Annotated in this window: 18 protein-coding genes; 7 read left to right on the top strand and 11 right to left on the bottom strand. The window is 52.5% G+C overall.

The window, feature by feature from the left end; translation table 11 throughout:
• The first annotated feature begins 53 nt into the window (after positions 1-53).
• Entirely contained in the window at positions 54-1,271 is a 1,218-nt protein-coding gene (locus EVJ34_RS03780) for an MFS transporter (RefSeq protein WP_131484730.1), read from the top strand.
• 22 nt (positions 1,272-1,293) lie between these two features.
• On the opposite strand, the gene EVJ34_RS03785 is transcribed toward EVJ34_RS03780, so the two are convergent.
• The 4 genes from EVJ34_RS03785 to EVJ34_RS03800 all read right to left on the bottom strand — a co-directional run bounded on the left by EVJ34_RS03785 (position 1,294) and on the right by EVJ34_RS03800 (position 4,159).
• The gene (locus EVJ34_RS03785; protein WP_483297320.1) at positions 1,294-2,394 is read right to left on the bottom strand and encodes an MBL fold metallo-hydrolase; all 1,101 of its coding nucleotides are present in this window, start codon (positions 2,392-2,394) and stop codon (positions 1,294-1,296) included.
• 81 nt (positions 2,395-2,475) lie between these two features.
• Positions 2,476-3,063 (bottom strand): SCO family protein, encoded by a 588-nt coding sequence (locus EVJ34_RS03790; RefSeq protein ID WP_131484731.1) that lies wholly within the window; start codon positions 3,061-3,063, stop codon positions 2,476-2,478.
• Between the two features lie 11 nt (positions 3,064-3,074).
• Positions 3,075-3,491: a disulfide oxidoreductase gene (locus EVJ34_RS03795; protein ID WP_131484732.1), complete on the bottom strand. Its 417-nt coding sequence runs from the start codon at positions 3,489-3,491 to the stop codon at positions 3,075-3,077.
• Positions 3,488-4,159: a DsbA family protein gene (locus tag EVJ34_RS03800; protein ID WP_131484733.1), complete on the bottom strand. Its 672-nt coding sequence runs from the start codon at positions 4,157-4,159 to the stop codon at positions 3,488-3,490. Before EVJ34_RS03800 ends, EVJ34_RS03795 begins: the two co-directional genes overlap by 4 nt.
• Positions 4,160-4,316: 157 nt before the next feature.
• Here EVJ34_RS03800 and EVJ34_RS03805 point away from each other — a divergent pair, with 157 nt between their 5' ends.
• The gene (locus EVJ34_RS03805; RefSeq protein WP_131484734.1) at positions 4,317-5,909 is read left to right on the top strand and encodes a diguanylate cyclase domain-containing protein; all 1,593 of its coding nucleotides are present in this window, start codon (positions 4,317-4,319) and stop codon (positions 5,907-5,909) included.
• 36 nt (positions 5,910-5,945) lie between these two features.
• Here EVJ34_RS03805 and odhB read toward each other — a convergent pair whose 3' ends face one another.
• Positions 5,946-7,229: a 2-oxoglutarate dehydrogenase complex dihydrolipoyllysine-residue succinyltransferase gene (gene odhB / locus EVJ34_RS03810; RefSeq protein WP_131484735.1), complete on the bottom strand. Its 1,284-nt coding sequence runs from the start codon at positions 7,227-7,229 to the stop codon at positions 5,946-5,948.
• A gap of 18 nt (positions 7,230-7,247) precedes the next feature.
• Positions 7,248-10,094: a 2-oxoglutarate dehydrogenase E1 component gene (locus EVJ34_RS03815; protein WP_131437521.1), complete on the bottom strand. Its 2,847-nt coding sequence runs from the start codon at positions 10,092-10,094 to the stop codon at positions 7,248-7,250.
• A gap of 334 nt (positions 10,095-10,428) precedes the next feature.
• Here EVJ34_RS03815 and EVJ34_RS03820 point away from each other — a divergent pair, with 334 nt between their 5' ends.
• The 3 genes from EVJ34_RS03820 to EVJ34_RS03830 all read left to right on the top strand — a co-directional run bounded on the left by EVJ34_RS03820 (position 10,429) and on the right by EVJ34_RS03830 (position 12,444).
• Positions 10,429-11,361, top strand: coding sequence for an ABC transporter ATP-binding protein (locus EVJ34_RS03820; protein WP_131484736.1), 933 nt, complete (start codon positions 10,429-10,431; stop codon positions 11,359-11,361).
• Positions 11,339-12,076 (top strand): ABC transporter permease, encoded by a 738-nt coding sequence (locus tag EVJ34_RS03825; RefSeq protein ID WP_131437525.1) that lies wholly within the window; start codon positions 11,339-11,341, stop codon positions 12,074-12,076. The genes EVJ34_RS03820 and EVJ34_RS03825 overlap by 23 nt, the downstream gene beginning before the upstream one ends.
• A 173-nt stretch (positions 12,077-12,249) precedes the next feature.
• On the top strand, positions 12,250-12,444 hold the full coding sequence (locus tag EVJ34_RS03830) for a hypothetical protein (RefSeq protein ID WP_131437527.1): 195 nt from the start codon (positions 12,250-12,252) through the stop codon (positions 12,442-12,444).
• 27 nt (positions 12,445-12,471) lie between these two features.
• On the opposite strand, the gene EVJ34_RS03835 is transcribed toward EVJ34_RS03830, so the two are convergent.
• The 5 genes from EVJ34_RS03835 to EVJ34_RS03855 form a co-directional block, all read right to left on the bottom strand.
• The gene (locus EVJ34_RS03835) at positions 12,472-13,722 is read right to left on the bottom strand and encodes an MFS transporter (protein WP_131484737.1); all 1,251 of its coding nucleotides are present in this window, start codon (positions 13,720-13,722) and stop codon (positions 12,472-12,474) included.
• A gap of 19 nt (positions 13,723-13,741) precedes the next feature.
• Positions 13,742-14,359 (bottom strand): class I SAM-dependent methyltransferase, encoded by a 618-nt coding sequence (locus tag EVJ34_RS03840; RefSeq protein ID WP_131484738.1) that lies wholly within the window; start codon positions 14,357-14,359, stop codon positions 13,742-13,744.
• Between the two features lie 102 nt (positions 14,360-14,461).
• Positions 14,462-16,369, bottom strand: a complete 1,908-nt coding sequence (locus EVJ34_RS03845) for an LTA synthase family protein (protein WP_131437533.1) — start codon at positions 16,367-16,369, stop codon at positions 14,462-14,464.
• A 195-nt stretch (positions 16,370-16,564) separates the two neighbouring features.
• On the bottom strand, positions 16,565-17,344 hold the full coding sequence (locus tag EVJ34_RS03850) for a sulfite exporter TauE/SafE family protein (protein ID WP_131437535.1): 780 nt from the start codon (positions 17,342-17,344) through the stop codon (positions 16,565-16,567).
• A gap of 40 nt (positions 17,345-17,384) precedes the next feature.
• Complete coding sequence (locus tag EVJ34_RS03855; protein WP_236636632.1) at positions 17,385-17,756, bottom strand: rhodanese-like domain-containing protein; 372 nt, start codon at positions 17,754-17,756, stop codon at positions 17,385-17,387.
• A 113-nt stretch (positions 17,757-17,869) separates the two neighbouring features.
• Here EVJ34_RS03855 and EVJ34_RS03860 point away from each other — a divergent pair, with 113 nt between their 5' ends.
• Positions 17,870-18,166: a rhodanese-like domain-containing protein gene (locus EVJ34_RS03860; protein WP_029595926.1), complete on the top strand. Its 297-nt coding sequence runs from the start codon at positions 17,870-17,872 to the stop codon at positions 18,164-18,166.
• 69 nt (positions 18,167-18,235) lie between these two features.
• Positions 18,236-19,636 carry an MBL fold metallo-hydrolase gene (locus EVJ34_RS03865; RefSeq protein WP_131437539.1) on the top strand — a complete coding sequence of 467 codons (1,401 nt, stop codon included), beginning with the start codon at positions 18,236-18,238 and terminating at the stop codon, positions 19,634-19,636.
• Positions 19,637-19,651: the final 15 nt, after the last annotated feature.

Consider the following 19,651-nt stretch of genomic DNA (forward strand, 5'->3'; position numbering starts at 1 on the left):
ATCGTTCTGAAGGATAATTATTATTACCTAATAAGAATCGAGGACTTAACCATATGTGGAAAAATCGCAACGTCTGGATCATCTTGACCGGGGAGTTCGTGGCCGGTCTCGGGCTTTGGCTTGGCATCATCGGCAACTTGGAGTTCATGCAGGAGAAAGTGCCGTCTGACTTCGTCAAGGCGCTCATCCTCGCTGGCGGGTTGCTCGCCGGGGTCGCCATCGGGCCGCTCGCGGGACGCCTCACCGATCAAGGCTCGAAAAAGAAAATCATGCTCATCTCGAGCGTCGTCCGGGCGCTAAGCGTCCTGTTCATGTTCGTCGCCATCGAGACAGGAAGCGTGCTGTGGATGGTCGTCTTCCTCGTCTTTTTGCAAGGGTCGGCCGCGTTCTATTTCCCGGCGCTCCAAGCGGCCATCCCGCTCATCGTCAAAGAACGAGAGTTACTCGCCTTGAACGGGGTGCATATGAACGTGTCGACACTGTCCCGGGTCATCGGGACGGCCATCGCCGGCATCTTACTCACGCTTATCTCGCTCCGTGACGTCTATGCACTCTCCCTCGTCGCCTATCTGCTCCTCGCCGTCGCGACGTGGTTCTTGAAAATCGACGAGACGACCGTCCCCTCTGCGAAGAAAGTGGACGCGAAGTCGTCCGGCGGGTTCAAGGACGTCTTCCCGATCATCAAATCGATTCCGGTCATCTTTATGACGCTCGTCATGACGCTCATCCCACTCCTCTTTATCGGCGGGTTCAACTTGCTCGTCATCAACATTAGCGAGCTACAGGACTCGACGGCGATCAAAGGATGGATTTATACGGCCGAAGGAATTGCCTTCATGGTCGGTGCGTTCCTCATCAAACGGATCGGTGAGAAGTTCTCCGTGTTCTCGATCTTGTTCACGTTCTCGTTTTTGATTGGGGTCGCCCAGCTCATGCTCTACTTCGCGGACATCCCGGCCGTCTCGATCGCGGCGTTCGTCTTGTTCGGCTTCTCGGTCGGCTGCTTCTTCCCGACGGCGGTGACGATTTTCCAGACACGGATGCCGAAAGACTATCACGGTCGCTTCTTCTCGTTCCGGAACATGCTCGACCGCATCGTCTTCCAAGTCGTGTTGCTCGTCACCGGCTTCTTCCTCGACTTGATCGGCTTACAGCTCATGGTCGTCTTGTTCGGCGTCAGCTCAATCGCGATGACCGCTTCATTCCTCATCTATACGCGAAAACACAAATTGCATATTGAAACGGACGAGACCGAACGAATCTCGTCGTAAAACAAGCGCTGACCGGACTCGGTCAGCGCTTGTTCATGTCTTCGATGTCACGCCACCACGCACGCGTGTCGTTGCGTCCGTCGAGCGTGATCCGTTCACCGATTCGCGGCGTGAGCACGTCCTCGCGTGGCAACAGCCCCACCATCTGCTCAGCTGGGTCGAACCAGGCATGGAACGATAACGTGAACGCGCCCCAATGAATCGGGAGCATCTTGTCGGCCCGCACGTCACGGAACGCCTGTGCCGTCTCAGTCGGTTGCATATGCACGTCCGGCCAACGCTCGTCGTATTGCCCGCACTCGAGCGCCGCGAAGTCGAATGGTCCGTATTCGTCCCCGATTTCTTTAAAGTGCGGTCCGTATCCACCGTCCCCACTGAAGAACAGACGGTCCGTCTCACCGAGGACGACCCAAGACGCCCAGAGCGTCGCGTTGCGGTCCGTGAGCGATCGGCCCGAGAAGTGCCGGGCCGGCGTGCAGACGAACGTCCATGGACCGAAGTTGTACGTCTCACCCCAATCGCGTTCGACGATTCGTTCCGCCCCGACGCCCCATCGTTTCAAATGGCTACCGACACCGAGCGGGACGATGAAGACGGCAACTTTGTCTTTAATCGCTTGAATCGTCGCATAGTCCAAATGGTCGTAATGATCGTGCGTGAGTAGCACGACATCAATGTCCGGTAAGTCGTTGAGCTCGAATGGCAAGTCTTCACTGAACCGCTCGTTCTTCGCGAACGGGAGCGGTGACGGGCTTCGCCCGAACATCGGGTCGACGAGCATCGTTTTGCCGTCCATTTGGACGAGCAACGCCGAATGGCCGAGCCAATAGACACGCGTGAAGCTCGATCCGAGTTTCTCGCTAAAGTCGATCGGGACGACCGGTAACACAACGCTCGGTTTCCGGAGCGAGTCCGGGTTCAAATATTCCTTCGACATCGAAATCATATCGTCCGATGAGAACCGCATCGGTGTATCGAGCTGATTCCGGAACTTGCCGTTCACGAGGTTCGGCGACCGGAGCGCTTTCGGCTTTTTACCAAGCGGTTTATATTGGGTGAGCACAGTCCCCGTCACGGCAGCCATGCCCATCAGTGAAAATAATAACGTCTTCTTCAAGTTCATCCACTCCTCTACGTTTTCATTATACTCCACTCGCACCGATTCCCCTGTTTTTGAATATGAAAAAGACGGCACGTGGCCGTCTTAAGACTTCTGTAAAATCTTGATATCGCTGACGATGTCCTCGATCGGCACGTCTTGGAATCCTTGATACGCTTTCATGATTTTCCCGTTCTGGTCGACGAGATAGAACCACGTCGCATGGTCGACTTGTGTGCCTTCATCAGGCTTTCGAACGAGCGCCTTGAAGTTCTGTTGCGCGAACGCTTCAATTTCGTCTTGCGAGTAGCCCGTCAAGAACTGCCAGTCGGCTTGTGCCAAATCATAATCAGACATGAAATCTTTAATCTTGTCCGGCGTGTCGACGGTCGGGTCGACGCTAAACGACACGAACTGGACGTCCTCGACGCCTTCCTCGACGAGCGTTTCATTGAGTTTCGTCATGTTGTACGTCATCGGTGGGCAGACCGTCTCACAGCTTGTGAACACGAAGTCGGCCATCCATACCTTCCCTTTCAAATCATCGAGACTGACCATCTCTTCATTTTGATTCATATAATTGAACGACTCGATCTCCCAGTTGAGCGGGTCTTCAATCTCTTGGCCGCATGCAGCGAGCACCGCCATGAGGCTGATCAATCCGATGAGCATCCATTTCTTCACACGTTCCATCTCCTTCGTTGTCAGTTGCGTCTCACGCGCCAAACGAGGAGCGTGATTAAAGTAAATGCCGTCAAGGCAAGGAACGGGATCGTCACGAACCCGAACCAATTGATGTACTGCACGTTGCACGGTACCCCTTGCACGCACGGCTTAATGTCAGCGAAACCAGGGACTTTTTGAACTAAGTAATGGTAAAGAGATACTAGACCGCCGATCATCGACAGCGGCAATACATACTTCTTCACCGCCCGGTCGTCCGTGAACACGGCGACCCCGAGCAAGATGACGAGTGGATACATAAAGATGCGTTGAATCCAACAGAGCTCACATGGCACGAACTCACGAATCTCACTGAAATAAAGACTGCCGAGCGTCGCCGTGAGAGCGACGAGCCAAGCGAGATACAAGCCATAGCGGGTCAGGAACGACTGCTTCATGGCGTACCTTGCTCAATCAACCGCTCAATCGTCTCATAGTCGAACGGGTCTTCGAGCATGACGCCGTTAATCATGATTGATGGCGTGAACTGGACCCCGTGCTCTTTGACGAGCCCGTCATCGAGACTCACCTCGTCGAGCACCGTCGAGTTCTCACTCAAATCGTCCTCGAGCTTCGCTACGTCGACCGATGTCGTCTCGCTCGCGATTTCTGTCAAGCGCTCGACCGTGACCCAGGCCTCGTCGTGTTGCTGACTCGCCGGTTGCGCGTCGTAGAGCGCCTTATGGAAATCCCAGAACGCGTCCGGGTCTTGTTTATACACCGATTCTGACGCGAGCGATGCCAAAATCGACTCTTGTCCATGGAACAGGACGTTGATGTAGCTGAAACTGATTTTGCCTGTGTCGATATAATCTTCCTTCAACTTCGGATAAACCGTCTCGCCCCATTGTTTACAAGACGGGCACTTATAATCCCCAAACTCGACGACCGAGACCGGTGCGTCCGCATCGCCGAGCGTCGGTTGGCCTTCGGTTGATACATGCTCTGCCTTAGCCGGTGCAGCCGTCTCGGCTTGTTCGGCCGGCCGATTCAAGAGAACGACCACGACAGCAATGAGCGCAACCGCAAGGAGCGTCGCGACGACCAAAAGTTTATTCTGTTTCATCTGTCTCACCTCTATTTGTATCGATTCGTCTTTCATTATAACGAAAGCGTTATCTGTTTCCACGAAATCGACCTTGTTTTTCACAACTTTGCTTCATGTCATGGAAAAGATGACGATGAACAGAGTGGAGATTGTCACTGTAGGAGGAAATTTGTTCATGAAATCATTTTCGATGCGCCTCGGCCTAATCTTGGCGCTCAGCATCGCCACACTTGTCTTTTTGCTCACCATCACGCTAACGTATATGACCAGCCAACGCTCCGCCGCTTCACTCGAAGCGGAAATCGGGGAACGGCTATCGATGACATCGCACCAGCTCGTCGATAAGCTCGACTTCTATATGTGGTCGCGCTATCAAGAGATCCAATTACTCCAAGGACTCGAAGCTTTGAACGACCCAGCCTCGAGCCGGCCCTTGCTCGACCAAGTCCAGACGAACATCCCCGCTTTCTCGTGGATGGGCGTGACCGACGCATCAGGAAACGTCGTCGCTTCGACAAGCGGGATTTTAGAAGGCGCTTCGATCAGTGAGCGTCCTGTCTTTTTAGAAGCCCAGGATGAACCCTTTATTGGGGACGTCCATGAGGCCGTATTGCTCGCGGAACTGTTACCGAACCCAAATGGCGAAGTCCTCCAGTTCGTCGACATCAGTGTCCCGCTGTTCCGTGACGGTGCGTTCCAAGGTGTGCTCGCGACTCACCTCAGTTGGGAATGGGGCAAGGAAGTGCTCCGCCACTTCAACCGGACACTTCACCACCAGTCTGAGTACACCGATTTGTTCGTCGTCAGTGGACGCGACAACACGGTACTGCTCGGTCCGGACCATCTCGTCGGCAAACCGCTCCCGACGAAACTGGACGACGGATGGCACGTCGACACGTGGGCGGACGGGAAATCCTATTTGACCGGTGTCGCCACAGGTGAAGGTTATGAGAATTACGCCGGGCTCGGTTGGAGCGTCGTCGTCCGCCAGCCGACAGAGGTCGCGTTCGCCCCGGTCGTCTCACTCGAACGCAACATTTTGTCGATCGGACTCATCGCCTCGGTCGTGACAGCCATCCTCGGTTGGTTGCTCGCCGCGTTCATCACTCGCCCGCTCCAACGCATCACGGAGACCGCGACGCTCATGGAGCAAGGCAAAGCGAAGACGTTCCCGCATCAGTCGGGCATCCATGAGATCGAGTCGCTCGCCTTCGCCCTCGAGTCACTCGTCACGTCGCTCACCGAATCCGAGACGGAAAGGGTCCGCTACGAGTCACTCGCCCATCGCGATGTCTTGACCGGTCTCGCCAATCGAACGGCGCTTCGGCACTATTTGAACGAATCGCAGGCGACGAAGAACGAATACGTCTGTTTCTATATCGATCTTGATGGCTTCAAAGCAATCAATGATACATACGGGCATGCCGCCGGGGATAACGTCTTGATTGAGGTCGCCAAACGACTGAAACAAGTGACACTTGAAGGGTCCTATCCGGTCCGCTTGAGCGGTGACGAGTTCTTCCTCATGTTCGAACGGAATGGAAAGAGCGATCGATTGATCACTCAAATCGGGGAAGAGATCATCACGTCCCTATCCGAGCCGATCGCCATCGAAAGTGGGACGACAAGCGTCGGGGTGAGTATCGGTGCTTCACTTTGGCAGACGGAGACGGTGCCGCACGCTGCCATCGAGCGGGCGGACCAGGCACTCTACCGCTCGAAAGCGAACGGGAAACATCAAATCACGCTCGATGAATCGCTTACATAAAAAATCCATGTCGCATCGGCGACATGGATTTTTGGCTTATGCTTCGAACAACAATTGTTCTGGATCTTCAATCATGTCTTTGATGTGCTTGAGGAACGTCACAGCCTCACGACCATCAACGATACGGTGGTCATACGAGAGGGCCACGTACATCATCGGACGGTTTTCCATCGTTTCCGCGTCGATGGCGATTGGGCGGAGTTGGATCGAGTGCATCCCGAGGATGGCGACTTGTGGTCCGTTCAAGATCGGTGTCGACAAGAGTGAGCCGAAGACGCCACCGTTCGTGATTGTGAACGTGCCACCTGTGAGGTCGCTTAACCCAAGCTTGTTGTTGCGGGCTTTATCAGCGAGGTGCAAGATGTCTTTCTCGATCTCACCGAAGTTTTTGCGATCCGCTTCGCGGACGACCGGGACGACGAGGCCGTCCGGAGCCGACACAGCGATGCCGATGTCATAGTATTTTTTCAAGACGATTTCGTTGCCTTGAATCTCAGCGTTCAAGTAAGGCATCCGTTTGAGTGCCGCGACGGCCGCTTTCGTGAAGAATGACATGAAACCGAGTTTGACGTCGTTGTCTTTGATGAATTTTTCTTGGCGACGTTTGCGGAGCGCCATGACAGCTGACATATCGATTTCGTTGAACGTCGTCAGCATCGCTGCCGTCTGTTGTACTTCGACGAGGCGATTGGCGATTGTTTGACGACGGCGCGTCATCTTGATGCGTTCTTCGTCTTTACCGCTTGCTGTCGTTTGCGATGCCGCTGCCGGGGCTTTCGGCGCCTGTTGCTGTTGCGCTTGCGCCGGAGCTGGTTTGGATTCGTGGTTCGTCACATCGTGGACGTTGATGCGGCCGATCGGGTCGTTCGTTTGAATCGCTGACAAGTCGATGCCTTTCTCACGGGCCAATTTACGGGCCGCCGGTGTCGCGATCGGTCCTTTGCCTGGGCTCGCGACGTGTTCTTCACGGCGCTCGACTTTTTTCGCTTCACCGACTTCCTCGACTTTCGTCTCGGCTGGTGCCGGAGCAGCTTCTGTGGCTGTTTCCGTTTTCGTCTTCGTCGCGACGGCCGTGCCACCACCTGAACCTGAACTGAGGCGGGCGATCACTTGTCCGACTTGAACCGTGTCCCCTTCAGCCGCCAATTGCTCGTCGAGCGTGCCCGACTCATCCGCCGGCACTTCGATATTGACTTTGTCCGTCTCAAGTTCGACGATGGCTTCCCCTTTTTCAACGTGGTCACCTGGCTGTTTGAGCCATGATGCGACCGTTCCTTCCGTAATGGACTCTGCTAATTCCGGTACTTTAATTTCGATCACAATGAGTTCCCCCTTAACTTATTTACGATCTTTTTGGTATGTGCTCGTGCCGGCAGCAGCCGAGACGGCGTCACGTGAGATGGCTTCACGGATGATGCGTGCTTGTTCTTGTTTATGGGCCGTCGGATTTCCTTCGGCCGGGCTCGAACGGCGGCGGCGTCCCACGTAACGGACGTTCAACCGGTTCGACGTGACCGCTTCGAGACGCGGTTCGATATATGTCCAAGCTCCCATATTTTTTGGCTCTTCTTGGACCCAAACGATCTCTTTCGCGTTCGGATAGCGGCTGATCACGTCACGGATTTCACGGACCGGGAACGGGTAAATCTCTTCAACGCGGATGATGTGCAAGAAGTCGAGTGACTCCTCTGACTTCATCGTTGCTTCTTGAAGGTCGATCGCCATCTTCCCTGAACAGAAGACGAGACGTTCGACTTTGTCCGGATTCTCGCCGAGACCGGTTTGCTCGATGATCGGGCGGAAGTTGTTGTCGGACAATTCCTCGACCGATGAGGCTGCAAGCGGATGACGAAGCAGGCTCTTCGGTGTCATGATGATCATCGGACGAACTTGTTCCGTACCGAGCATCTTCGCCTGACGACGCAAGATGTGGAAGTACTGCGCGGCCGTCGACAAGTTGGCGACCGTCCAGTTTTTCTCTCCGGCGAGCGTCAAGTAACGTTCCATCCGGGCGCTCGAGTGCTCTGGTCCTTGACCTTCATAGCCGTGCGGCAACAGCATGACAAGGCCCGATTTTTGACCCCATTTGGCGCGACCGGCCGAGATGAACTGGTCGAACATGACTTGGGCCGAGTTGGCGAAGTCGCCATACTGAGCTTCCCACAAGACGAGCGTGTCTTGCGCGAACACGTTATAGCCGTATTCGAAACCGAGCACCGACCCTTCTGAGAGCGGGCTGTTGTGGACCGAGAACGAGGCGTTCGCTGTCGACAACTGATGGAGCGGCGAGAACTTCTTGCCTGTCTCGACATCGTTCAACATGATGTTACGTTGCGCGAACGTCCCGCGCTCCGAATCTTGGCCGCTCAAGCGGATTGGCGTGCCGTCCGAGATGATTGACGCATAGGCAAGCGTCTCGGCATGACCCCAGTCGACTTTTCCGTTGTCCGCGAACGCGTCACGACGACGGTCGAGCACTTTTTGCAGCTTATGGAACACGCCAAAGCCTTCCGGCCAGACGAGCAGTTCGTCATTCAATTGCTGGAGTACGTCACGTTCAACACCTGTCTCGACGAACGGGAAGCCTTTATGGACCGCTTCCGGCAAGATGATATCGGCATCTTCTTCTTCGGCCGGGACGAGGTCACGGGCCGACTTGAGACGGTCCTCGATTGATTGCTCAATCGTCGCCTTGTCTTCTTTCGTCATGACGCCTTCCGCTTCGAGTACGTCCGCATAGACGTGACGGACCGATTTGTGTTCTTTGATGGCCTTATAGAGCACCGGGTTCGTGTTCATCGGCTCATCCATCTCGTTATGACCGTAGCGGCGGTAGCCGACCAAGTCGACGAGGATGTCTTTATGAAACTTGGCGCGATACTCGCTGCACAGTTTGGCGACAGCGACACACGCTTCCGGGTCGTCTGCGTTGACGTGGAACACCGGAATCTCATACCCTTTGGCGATATCGCTCGCATAACGCGTTGAACGCGAGTCGCTCGGGTCGGTCGTGAAGCCGATCGTGTTGTTGGCGATGACGTGGACCGTCCCCGCCGTACGATACCCTTGCAAGTTCGTCATGTTGAGCGTCTCGGCGACGATTCCTTGACCTGGGAACGCGGCGTCCCCATGAATCAAGATCGATGCGGCCTTATCGTCATGTTGGACGGCCATCCCTTTTTCCGAACGATCGTCTTGCGCGGCGCGCGTATATCCTTCGACGACCGAACCGACAAACTCGAGGTGACTCGGGTTATTGGCTAGATTCAAACGGACTTCTTTCTTCTCTTCTAACACTCTGCGGTCGAGACCGAGGTGGTATTTGACGTCGCCAGACCAACCGAAGTTAATCCCGATCGATCCTTCCGACGGAATCAATTCTTTGTTCGGGGCGTGTTGGAACTCAGCAAAGATCATCTCGTATGGTTTACCGAGCACGTGTGCGAGCACGTTCAAGCGTCCACGGTGGGCCATCCCGATGTTGATATGTTCTGACCCGCTCGAGATGAGACCCCCGACCATGGCGTCAAGGAGCGGCACCATCGCGTCGAGTCCTTCAATCGAGAAGCGTTTTTGTCCGACGTATGTCTTATGAAGGAACGATTCGAACAATTCTGTCTCGGCTAGACGCTCGAAAAGCTCGATTTTCTCGTTCTTCGAGTATTTCGTTTGGAGTGCGCCTTGCTCGATGCGTCGACGAATCCAACGTTTTTCTTCCATGTCGTCTAAGTGACGGAGCTCGATGGCGACCGTGCCCGTATAGACGTCAAGCAAGTGACGGACGAGTTCGAGCGCGTTCGCGCCCTGTTTCGGTACATCTTCTGATAACAAGTGGGCCGGTACTTGCTCGAGGTCGGCTTCACTCAATCCGTAGCGGTCAAACGCAAACAAGCCGTGTTCGCGCGGATGGTCTTTGAGCGGGTAAATATCGGCCGCTTTATGACCGAGTGCCCGAATGTCATTGACCAAACGTGTCGCTGCCACGACTTTTTCTAAATCAAACGAAGCGGCCGGCGCAACAGGTGCGCTCGTTTCAGGTGCTCCGTGTTCGTCAAAATATTGACGCGTCTCCGCGTCGACTGATTCTGGGTCTTCCACATATTGTTCGTACAATTCAACGATGTAGCCTAAGTTTGGACCATAAAATGCTTGTACTGCTTCGCGACCGTTCGACGACTCTCCCATTGAATAAATCCCCCTATCCGTTCCTGCGCGTCCGATGTGTGAACGCTTTCATTTTAACATTAAGGACGAAACAGTTCATCCATCTGATTCGACCTGCAAAAAGAGCCAATTCTTGCCTCTTTCTCTCCTCTTCATACTACACCTTTCGCTATGGAAAGACCCTTTCAAATTCACAATTCGTCCATACTATTTCAATAAGTTTTCCTTATCAACACATTGTGAAATCGACACTTTGTTTCATCAGTTTCAAAAAAAGGTGAAACCTTGTTTCAACCAAGCCCGTATATATGGGTGTCCAGGTGGAAAAAACTCTCAACGAAAGCAAGGTGACCTTATGTTATCCGTACAGAACGTACACAAAAAAATGGGCCAGACGAACGTCCTGACGAATGTCAGTTTTGACGTCACGCCCGGAGAAATCTTTGGCTTCCTCGGCCCGAACGGCGCCGGGAAGACGACGACGATCCGCATCATCACAGGCCTCATGCCAGCAACGCACGGCAAAGTGACCGTCGACGGATTCGACGTCTCGACAGAACGCCAACAAGCGCTCAGTCGCATCGGTGCCATCGTCGAAAATCCGGCCTTCTATCCGTATTTGACGGGCCGCGAGAATTTGATTCATGCGATGAACTTGATTCCTGGCTTAAAGAAAGTCGACTTGAATGCCCTCGGTGCTCTCGTCGGACTTGAGACAAAGCTCGATATGAAAGTGAAGCAGTACTCACTTGGGATGAAACAGCGGCTTGGCATCGCCCGTGCCTTGCTCCATAACCCGAAAGTCTTGATTCTCGACGAGCCGACGAACGGTCTCGACCCGGCCGGTATCGCTGATCTCCGTAACTACTTGCGCCACTTGGCCGACCACCGCGGCATCGCCATTTTAATCTCGAGTCACCTTCTCAGCGAGATGGAGTTGATTACGGACCGGTTCGCCATCATCGACCAAGGTCAAATCAAGTCGGTCCAAGGCGGCGAGGCTAAAACGGAGAGTGTCATCCTCTGTAAAGTCAATCGCGAACAGATGAACGAGGCGCTCGATGTGGCGGCGCTCACTTTTGATGATGTGAAAATCATTCAACAATCAGCTGAGACGTTCATTGTCCCGCGTCCGGAATCCGATATCCCGCATTTGTTGAACCATCTCGTCGAACGTGGCATCGCCGTCTATCAGATTGGGATGAAGCATGAGACCCTCGAAGAGCAGTTCTTGAAATTGACGAAAAAAGAAGGAGGCACGAACAATGCGTTCATTACTAGCCAATGAGTTCATGAAATGGCGACGCACGATCAAACCGCTCGTCGCGCTCGGCATGTATACCGGGATTATCGTCTTGACGTACTTCATCGTCCGTAGCGGCAACAACCCAGGTGACGCGGAAACGTTCGTCAACTATGCGACGATGGCGGCGATGACATTCCTCGGTATCTTCACGATCGTCTTCACGGCCGAGATGATTGGGAACGAGTTGAAGTTTGATACGTTGAAACATTTACTCATGAGCCCGTACTCGCGTGACCGGATTTTACTATCGAAACTCGTGGCCGCACTTCTCATCATGCTCGCCCAGTTCGTGTTCATCCTTGCCGTCACATACGGCTTCGCCTTGACGCTCGACGGGGAGTTGACGCTCGAGCAGTTCCGCAACATCTTACTTAGCGTGTCGAGTGGTGTGTTCGTCATCTTCTTGACGCTCATGTTCTCGGTCGTCTTTAAATCAGTCGGCGTCGTGATCGGCTTCACCGTGCTCGCGAACTTCGTCTCGACGATGATCGGCGGTCTTCTCATCACATGGAAACCGGCCATCGCCAAATGGATTGTCTTCTTGCACACAGACTTGTCGATTTATTATCAAAGCCCAGGTTTCATGGAGACGATGGATGTGACGATTTGGTTCTCGGCGTTCTACGTCTTGATCCACATCATTGCCTTCTACATCATCACGGCGTTCATGTTCCGCAGTAAAACGTTCGCCGAATGACGCTTCATGTCTGAATGAGTGTGGGATTTGCTAGACACCGACACGTATATAACAAACACCAGGGTGTGATAAAAGCCGCTGACTGTTGGACACATAATCCCAACATTTCAGAGGCTTTTTCATCTTATATTCAGCTATGCTTGATATGAAGAAATCATGAAGGATGTGACAACATGTATCTCACAATTGGATTATCGCTACTCGTTTGCTTGATCGCCCTCGTCTTCACCATCATGGTCGGACTCGGGAAAGACAAATCAGACTATAGTCAAAAGAAAAGTTGGTCGATGGTGTCTTGGACGTATATCGTCTTGTTCCCGGTCTCATTTTTGGCGCTCGGCCTCTTATACTATTTCATTACCCGATGACCTCGTTCATCGGGGTTTTTTATGTCATCACGAGCGGACGAGTGTCGGCTTCACTGCCAAAGCAGCAGCTACGATACCAATGAGCGGAAAGACGAGCGAGTACCAAATAATCATCTCATAGTTCCCGAACAAGTCGTAGGCGATCCCGAATGGAAGCGGGCCGACCGCAGAACCAAGCACCATGACAGACGTCGCCAGCCCGCTGATACTGCCGAGCGCGGCGCGACCGAAGTAATACGGCCACACATAATTCAAGGCGATGCGTTCAAAACCGTTGCTGATCCCCCAAATGACCCCGAAGAGAATGGCGAGCGAGAACGTCGTCGTATACTGCAAAATAACCATGAAAACGATTTCTGTGACGAAAATCCCGATGAGCACGTAATTGATTTTCACGACATCGATGATCCTTCCGGCGATGAACGTCACCGGAAACCCGAGGATCGCCATCAAACTTAAGACAAGTGCCGCCGTGACAGGAGGCAGACTTTGCTCTTCAAAAATCGAAATCAGATGAAACGTGATGGCCGTGTTGACGAGTGCCGGGATTCCGATACACGAGAGAATCAGCCAAAACGCCCGTGTCTTAAGCGCTTCTTTGAACGTGAAGTCGACGTCGACGTGAATCGGTGCACCTGTCGTCTTTGGGCTCGGATGTGGGTTTGTCTCACCGTCCGGCAACAACCCCATATCCTCCGGTCGATTACGGACGAAGCGGTAAGCGAGCGGCGTGAACAAGACGAGCACGAGGAGTCCCCACACTTGCCACGTCGTCTGCCAGCCAATTAAACCGACGAGCCAGACGTTGAGCGGAGGAAAGACAGCCGAACTCAAGAAGCCGCCGATTGCCATATAGCTGAGCGCTTGTCCCCGCTTCGTGATGAACCATTGCGGGACGAGCGTGTTCGGGATGAGCGACATCGAACCTTGCCCGAACAAGCGAAGCATCCAAATGCCGAAGAAGAGCATCGTCAAGTTCGTCACATAACTATTGAACAAACAAGCGACGGCTAGAAGGATCGACGCGAGCACCATCATGATGCGTTGCCCGAACCGATCAATCAATCGTCCGACGAAGAATAGACACGCTGCCGAAGCGAGCGTTGCCGCCGAATAGATACTCGACACTTCTGAACGCGACCAACCGAAGTCGGTTATGTATTGATCGATAAACACCGAGATAAAATACGTCTGGCCCGGACCCGAGAAAAAGACGCCGAGCCCTGCAATCATGACCATGTACCATCCATAATAGGATGGTTTTTTGATTTTCCCCATATTGATTTCCTTTCCTGCTCTATGATTTCACAGCAACCACGATACCAATCGGATAATGGCGCGTACCCCGCTTCGGTTCGACGAGCACACCACGCTGGTAATAGAACTCGGTCGATGTGAACGGGGTGAACAGCGCTTCGAACTCGGCCTCCGTGAACTGGTGCGTGTGGAACGGCTCATTCGTCGGTTGCCCGACCCCTTGGCCGAATGGCGTCGATAACACCAAGATGCCGCCTGGCTTCAATAAGTCCCACACGTTCGCCATGAACGCCTCATATTCGGTCACATGTTCGATCGTCTCGAAGCTGACGATGCAATCAAACATCCCGAGTTTGTCCGGCAATGTCCGGTCGACGACATCGCCGACGATATAGTTGACGTTCGGATGATGATAACGGCCTTTCGCATAGCGCGTCGCCTCTTCCGACAAGTCGAGCGCGACGACTTCGGTCACGGTCCCTTTCAAGTTTTTCGCGATCAATTGACTGCCATACCCGCTCCCGCTCGCAAAATCGAGGACGCGCCCGTTCATGTATAACAGAGCGAAATGATAGCGGGCGATATGTTCGAGCAATAAACCGTTCAATGGGTCCATGCGATCTGGGATGACCCGTTCTCCCGTATAGTCTAATGTCATAAGTTCTCCTTTTCTGATGTGCACTTCTTTCATCTTAGTCTTCCTAAGGCGCGACGACCACAAAAAAAGAGAAAAGATTGTCTCCAACCTTTTCTCTCCTCGTTATTGGTCTTGCTTGAAGCGGAGTAAATCTGAATAGATGAGTTGATCGTTCATCTCAAGGATTTTGTTCGCTTCTTCTTCAAGTGGCGTACATGCTGCACCATCTTCAGCGACTTCACCCGTCTCGGCGTCGTAACACATCGACTGCGTGAACAGATGGTCTTGTGTCACGACCGTCCCGTCGCGGAAAATGGCGCGGTCATAATGCTCTTTCGAGAACAAATCGTTCCCGAATCCGACCTGTTCAGACGTATCGATTCCGAGCAAGTGCTGAATCGTCGGGTTCATATCGACATGACTTCCGATCGTCTCGTGCACTTCACCTTTCTCTTGTCCCGGCAAATGGATTGCGAACGGGACCGCTTGAAGCTTGGCGACGTCATACGGCGTCAACTCGTCTTTCCCGAGCAGATCAGCCATGGCGGCGTTATGGTTCGTCGAGATGCCATAATGGTCACCGTAGACGACGAAGATCGTGTCTTCCCACATCCCGTTCGCCTTCAAGTCTTCGATGAACAAGCCGAGAGCGTAATCTTGATACGCGAGCGCTTGCGGGAAGTTGTTGAGCGTCGTCGAGTTCGTCTCAAATTTCGGGACGAGCTCATGCTTTTCACTCGGCATCGTGTAAGGGAAATGGTTCGTGAGCGTGATGAACTTCGCATAGAACGGTTCCGGGAGCTCCTCGAGCATCGGTACCGACTGGCGGAAGAACTCATCATCGAGCAGTCCCCACTCTGTCATGTCCTCTGGATTTCCGAGATCATAGCTCGCTTCGTCAAAGAACTTGTCGACGCCGATGTTTTGATACATCTGGTCACGGTTCCAAAACGATTTGTTGTTGGCGTGGAACACGGCCGAGTAGTAGTTGTCTTCTTTAATGACTTCAGGTAATGCGTTGTATTCATTATCGGCGTTCGTGAAGTAGACTCCTCCACGCGAGAGGCCATACAGCGAGTTATCGAGGGCGAACTCGGCATCTGACGTTTTCCCTTGGCCGGTCGTATGGTAATAGTTCGGCCAGTAGTGGGACTCTTCAATCAGTTTGTTCAAGTTCGGCGTGATGTATTCACCGTTCGAAGCTTTCATGTTGTGCGTGAAGTTTTGGGCCGACTCGAATGAGACGACGACAACGTTCTTGCCTTTATACTTCCCGAACATCTCCGGGTCTGGAGCCGCATAGTTCTGACGCGTGAAGTTCTCGACTTCATCTAGTTCAGAACCGTCTGCGAGCGCTTTTTGGGCCGATGTCTTCGTTTGAAGCATGGCATCGTAGACATGGAAGTTGAACGTTCCTAAGTTTTTGACCAACAGCTCCCGGTCAAACGAACGCGTGAGTAACTCTGGACGCTCCGTCTCGGCAAGGACGAGGTTGAATCCGAACATAGCTGCTGCTGCCGTGAATGTGATCAAGACACGGCGCTGTGACGCCTGACTCGTCTCGTTCATTTTCCATAACAGAAACGGAAGCACGACGAGATCGCCTAACAAGAGCAAGTCTTTCCATTCGAGAAGCGACAGGAATGACGACGACAGCGTCTCCATGTTCGACGATTGGAACAAGACCGGTACGGTCAAGAAGTCCGTGAACTCACGGTAATACGTCGTATCCGCGAACAAGATGAGCGAAGAGACGAGATATAGGCTGTACAGTGCCCACTTCCGCTTATTCCCCCCGAAGAAGAAGCTGAAAGCGAACAAGAACAACGTGAAGCTGAGCGGGTTGATGATGAGAATGAATGCCTGGATCGCGTTCTCAGCCGGCATATTGAAGAAGAACTGATACGCGATCAGCGACTTCGTCCAAAGCAGGATCGTAAATATCCAGAACAGACGATGAGTCTTGAACGAGTCGAGCGTCGCCTGGCGGAAGCGGTCCATTTTTCCTTTCGGTTGATTCGTGTGATTCATGTAAACACTCCTTATATGAAATTCAAGTTGAAGGTTCGTTTTCTTTTTAGACGTATAACCTATATTTTAACGTTCCTGTGACCTCAATTCAACTAATTGACGTTTACAATTATACATAAACTTAACAATTTTATTGCGGGCTTTACACAAAAATGACCACCAAGTCGCCTCGGTAGCCATTTAACGTCGATTCGATTAACCGATGATGTCCATCCAAATTTTAACGGTGCTCGCTAAAATGAGGAGCGCCAAAATCATTTGAAGCGACTTCGTCTTCATGTTTTTACCTATATTCGCGCCAAGTGGTGCCGCAATCAAACTGGCGATGATCATGATGACGGCGGGTTCCCATACGATTTGGTCGGTGATGATTTTACCGGCTGTCGAGCCGATTGACGAGATGAACGTGATGGCGAGCGAACTCGCGATTGCCATTTTCGTCGGAATCCGGAGCACGACGAGCATGATCGGCATCAAGATGAACGCGCCCGCTGCACCAACGATCCCTGCGGCCACCCCGACGACAAACGCCGAGCTCGCCGCAATCAGTTTATTGAAAGTGACTTGGTCGAGCGGAACATCCTCGACATTCTTTTTCGGTAAGAACATCATGACCGTCGCAATGGTCGCGAGCACGGCATAGACGACGTTAATCAAGTTCTCCGACAAGAGCGTCGAACCATAACCGCCGATGAAACTCCCGATCAAGACGGCGACACCCATATACAAGATGAGCTGTTTGTTTAAGTAGCCGCCCTTCCGATACGCATAAATCCCACCGATCGTCGCGAAGAAGACTTGAATCGCGCTGATTCCCGATACTTCATGGGCGCTGAACGCCGCGAAGCCAAGGAGCGGTGGAATGTACAACAGCATCGGATATTTAATAATCGATCCGCCAATCCCGACCATCCCTGAAATGAACGACCCGATGAAGCCGATCAAAAAAATGGTGATGATAAATCCTAGTTCCATGCTAACTCCTCCAATTCCCTACCCTCTATATAAGTAAGTTTTAGTTTTGTTCCCAGGCGATCATACCGCCCGAGACATCGTAAATTTCTGTGTACCCACGTTGTTTCAACAGTTGGGCCGCTTGGGCACTTCGATTCCCGCTTCGACAGATGACGTAAATCGGCTCGTCTTTCGAATAGGGCAATTCGATCTCATCTAATGAAGAAAGTGGTGCGTTCACCGCTCCTTCGATATGCCCCCCCTCGTATTCAGCCGCTTCTCGGACATCTAATAAGGATATTTCTTCGTTTTCCAATCTGTTTTGTAGTGTTTCGACGTCGATTTGAGTGATTCCACTCTCATTTGACGTAAAAAGAACGATTCCGATTGTCCCCAACACTAAAATGGATAAAAAAATGACGATTTTCTTCAATTTTCGACCTCCGATTCTTTTTCTTGCATTTAGTATACCTCAGGGGGTATATTAAAAACAACGAAAGAAACTCATTTCAAAAATTCGACAATCACAAAGGAGATTTCAAGCTTATGAAAACCATTTCGACAACTGAACTAGAAACGTTGCTTCAATCTGATGAGACGCTCAACTTGATTGACGTTCGGGAGACAGACGAATTTGCAGGTGGGCACATCAAGCAAGCGAAAAACGTTCCCCTCTCTGAATTCGGTGCGAAAGTCGATGAGCTCGATCGTTCGAAACCGATTCACGTCATCTGTGCAGCAGGGGGACGAAGCATGAACGCTTCGGCTTACCTCGATTCACTCGGCTTCGATGTCATCAACGTCGATGGCGGCATGATGAGCTGGACGGGCGAAACCGTCTAACAATCTTCTATATATACATCTCAACAACCATAATCGTTTACAGTCAATTAATCTTAGGGGGTACTTTACATGTTATTACGTTATTTCTATGATCAAAAATTAGCACAAGCATCTTATATGGTCGGTTGCCAAATGACCGGCGAAGCCGTCGTCATCGACCCGGCCCGCAACATCACACCGTATCTTCAAGAAGCTGAAAAAGAAGGCATGAAGATTGTCGCCACGGCTGAGACGCACATCCATGCCGACTTCGTCTCAGGTTCACTCGAGCTTGCGAAACGTACCGGTTCAACGGCTTACCTATCAGACGAAGGCGACGCGTCATGGAAATATGCGTTCGCAAAAGACATCGACTCAAAACTCGTCAAAGATGGCGACACGTTCAAAGTCGGTAACGTCACACTCGAAGTCATGCATACACCAGGTCACACGCCAGAACATATCTCGTTCTTGCTTTACGACCGGAACCAGACACAACCGATGGGGATCTTCACAGGTGACTTCGTCTTCGTCGGTGATATCGGTCGTCCTGACTTGCTCGAAGAAGCAGCCGGTGTAAAAGGAACGACAGCCATCGGTGCCGAGCAAATGTTTGACTCACTCAAGAAATTCAAAGCTCTTCCTGACTTCGTTCAAGTCTGGCCGGGCCACGGTGCCGGAAGTGCTTGCGGTAAAGCGCTCGGCGCCATCCCGACATCGACGGTCGGTTACGAGAAAGCGACGAACTGGGCGCTTCAAATGACAGACAAAGACGCGTTCATCAAAGAGTTGACGACGGACCAGCCAGAACCGCCGAACTACTTCGCGATGATGAAGAAAGTGAACAAAGAAGGCATCCAAGTCACGAACGAAATCGCTCGTCCGGAAGTCGTCGGCACGGACCGCCTCGATACGCTCGTCGACGAGACACAAGTCGTCGATACACGTAAAGGGGAAGACTTCGCCAAAGGTCACGTCCCGGGCACAATCAACATCCCGTATAACACGAAGTTCGTCTCATGGGCCGGCTGGCTCGTCAACTTTGACAAAGACATCACGCTCATCGCAAGCGCGGAAGACGTCGATCAAGTGCAGACGGACCTCCAATCGATCGGTCTCGACCGTCTCCGCTTCGTCGTCCCAGTCGAAGAGCTCGGTCAAGAGTTGTTGACGGAAACGTACACGGACGTGACAGCGGAACAAGCGATTGAATCAGCTGAAAAAGGTGACGTCTTCATTCTCGACGTCCGGAATGCGACGGAATGGAACGCGAGCCACTACGAGAAAGCCGAACGTATCCTACTCGGTAAATTGGCACGCGACCACGAAGGTCTTCCAACCGACCAAACGATTGCCGTTCACTGTGCGTCAGGCGTCCGTTCACGGATGGCCGCGAGCGTACTTCAATCACTCGGCTACAAGGATATCCAAAACATCCTAGGTGGCTACGGTGCGATGAAGACCGTCCTCAATGCAACACAAATCGGCTAATGCTATACTACAAAC

This window comes from Exiguobacterium sp. SL-9, assembly GCF_004336985.1.
Lineage (GTDB): Bacteria > Bacillota > Bacilli > Exiguobacteriales > Exiguobacteriaceae > Exiguobacterium.

Excerpts from the sequence above, each read along its gene's own strand:
- EVJ34_RS03825 (WP_131437525.1), top strand. The coding sequence starts at position 11,339 with ATGCGTTCATTACTAGCCAATGAGTTCATGAAATGGCGACGCACGATC.
- EVJ34_RS03785 (WP_483297320.1), bottom strand. The coding sequence starts at position 2,394 with ATGAACTTGAAGAAGACGTTATTATTTTCACTGATGGGCATGGCTGCC.
- EVJ34_RS03815 (WP_131437521.1), bottom strand. The coding sequence starts at position 10,094 with ATGGGAGAGTCGTCGAACGGTCGCGAAGCAGTACAAGCATTTTATGGT.
- EVJ34_RS03820 (WP_131484736.1), top strand. The coding sequence starts at position 10,429 with ATGTTATCCGTACAGAACGTACACAAAAAAATGGGCCAGACGAACGTC.
- EVJ34_RS03800 (WP_131484733.1), bottom strand. The coding sequence starts at position 4,159 with ATGAAACAGAATAAACTTTTGGTCGTCGCGACGCTCCTTGCGGTTGCG.
- EVJ34_RS03860 (WP_029595926.1), top strand. The coding sequence starts at position 17,870 with ATGAAAACCATTTCGACAACTGAACTAGAAACGTTGCTTCAATCTGAT.
- EVJ34_RS03830 (WP_131437527.1), top strand. The coding sequence starts at position 12,250 with ATGTATCTCACAATTGGATTATCGCTACTCGTTTGCTTGATCGCCCTC.
- EVJ34_RS03840 (WP_131484738.1), bottom strand. The coding sequence starts at position 14,359 with ATGACATTAGACTATACGGGAGAACGGGTCATCCCAGATCGCATGGAC.
- EVJ34_RS03835 (WP_131484737.1), bottom strand. The coding sequence starts at position 13,722 with ATGGGGAAAATCAAAAAACCATCCTATTATGGATGGTACATGGTCATG.
- EVJ34_RS03805 (WP_131484734.1), top strand. The coding sequence starts at position 4,317 with ATGAAATCATTTTCGATGCGCCTCGGCCTAATCTTGGCGCTCAGCATC.
- EVJ34_RS03850 (WP_131437535.1), bottom strand. The coding sequence starts at position 17,344 with ATGGAACTAGGATTTATCATCACCATTTTTTTGATCGGCTTCATCGGG.
- EVJ34_RS03795 (WP_131484732.1), bottom strand. The coding sequence starts at position 3,491 with ATGAAGCAGTCGTTCCTGACCCGCTATGGCTTGTATCTCGCTTGGCTC.
- EVJ34_RS03845 (WP_131437533.1), bottom strand. The coding sequence starts at position 16,369 with ATGAATCACACGAATCAACCGAAAGGAAAAATGGACCGCTTCCGCCAG.
- EVJ34_RS03865 (WP_131437539.1), top strand. The coding sequence starts at position 18,236 with ATGTTATTACGTTATTTCTATGATCAAAAATTAGCACAAGCATCTTAT.
- EVJ34_RS03790 (WP_131484731.1), bottom strand. The coding sequence starts at position 3,063 with ATGGAACGTGTGAAGAAATGGATGCTCATCGGATTGATCAGCCTCATG.
- EVJ34_RS03780 (WP_131484730.1), top strand. The coding sequence starts at position 54 with ATGTGGAAAAATCGCAACGTCTGGATCATCTTGACCGGGGAGTTCGTG.